The organism is Kineococcus vitellinus, from assembly GCF_009906315.1.
GTDB classification, from domain to species: domain Bacteria; phylum Actinomycetota; class Actinomycetes; order Actinomycetales; family Kineococcaceae; genus Kineococcus; species Kineococcus vitellinus.
In genome coordinates, this window is record NZ_JAAALL010000518.1 from 1 (window position 1) to 1,624 (window position 1,624).

At 79.1% G+C, this 1,624-nt stretch carries 1 protein-coding gene; it reads right to left on the reverse strand.

Annotated features, from left to right (window positions below):
• Nucleotides 1–74: 74 nt before the first annotated feature.
• On the reverse strand, nucleotides 75–1,624 hold a 1,550-nt coding region (locus GTQ99_RS23025), incomplete at its 5' end, for an ABC transporter transmembrane domain-containing protein (RefSeq protein ID WP_166617986.1).

The following is a 1,624-nucleotide window of genomic DNA, read 5'->3' on the forward strand; positions in this document are numbered from 1 at the left end:
CCACAGCACCGCGGCGCTGCGCCGGCCCGCCGCGACGGGCAGCGCGGTGGAGGAGGCGGTGGAGGAGGGTGTGCTCACCGGGCCACCGCCGCGGCGTAGTCGGGGTCGGCCAGCAGCTCGGCGTGGGTGCCGCTGGCGTGCCGGCCCGCACCGGTCAGCAGCACGACGCGGTCGCAGCGCGAGAGCAGCAGCGGCGAGGAGGTGATGAGCACCGTCGTCCCGTGCCCGGCGCGCAGCCGCCGCACGCCCGCCGCGACGCGGTCCTCGGTGACGGCGTCCAGCGCCGTCGTGGGGTCGCGCAGCACGAGGACCTCCCGGTCGGCGGCCAGGGCGCGGGCCAGCCCGATGCGCTGGCGCTGGCCGCCGGAGAGGTTGGCGCCGCCGTCGGCCAGCGCGGTGCCCAGCTCCGTCGGGGCGGCCGCGGCCTCCAGCGCGGCCTCGAGCGCGACGCCGCGGCCGGCCGGGACGGGCCCGGAGGCGAGCGCGTCGGCCAGGGTCTCGCCCAGCAGGTGCGTCTGCGCGGGCTCGACCAGCGTGCCGCCGGCGCCGCCGACGCCCTCCAGGGCCTGCGTGAGCGCGTCGGCGGTGGCGGTGTCCGTCGTGACGACGCCCAGGACCTCCCCAGGCAGCGCCCGCGGGTGCCCGGGGTGCGGGCGGACCTCGGCGCGCTGCCGCTGCGGCGGCGCCAGCAGGGTGGCGACCCGGCGCGCGCCGGCGCGCGAGACGGCCAGCTGCTGCACGCAGGCGCTGACGTTGCGGACGGGGTCGGCCAGGAAGCTGGCCATCCCGACGACGGTGACGAACTCCCCGACGTCCAGCCGCCCGCGCGCCACGAACGCCCCCGCGACGCCGGCCGTCGCGACGAGGACGGCCCCGGTGGCCAGGGTGCTCACCCCGACGACGACGGACGTCGCACCGGCCGCCCCCACCGCGGCCCGCCGCGAGAGGGTGCTGGCCAGGTGGTAGCGGCGCACGGCCTCCGGCACGCCCCCGAAGCCGCGCAGCGGGCGCAGCCCCGCGAGCAGGTCGGCGGCGACCGCCGCGGCCAGGCCCGCGCTGCGCTGGCGGTCGTGCACGCGCGCCTCCAGGCGCGGGGCGAGGGCCTGCAGCCCCAGGACGAGCACGGGGACGGCCACCAGCAGCCCCAGCCCGAGCGCGACGTCGATGCGCAGCAGCACGACGGCGGCCACGACCATCCCGAAGCACCCCGAGGCCAGGAAGCTCACCAGACCCAGCGCCTCGGCCGCGTGCCGGGTGTCGGAGGTCGCCACCGACAGCGCGTCGCCCACCTGCCGCCCGCGCAGCACGGCGGGGTCGCGCAGGACCGCGCGGGCCACCGCGGTGCGCAGCGAGTGGGCCTCCTCGAACGCGGCGCGGTCGATCACCAGGAACGCGTACGTCCCGGCGCTGGTCAGCAGGGTGAAGAGGACCAGGACGCCCACGACCGAGACGACGACCGCCCGGACGTCCCCGGTGGACACCGCCCGGTCCACGGCCAGGCCGATCGCCACGGGCACCAGCGCCTCGCAGGTCTGGTGGACCATCGAGGACCCGCAGCCGATCGCGACCGGGCGGCGGTGTCGGCGCAGGACGTCGAGGACGGGGCGGGAGGACACGTGAGGGG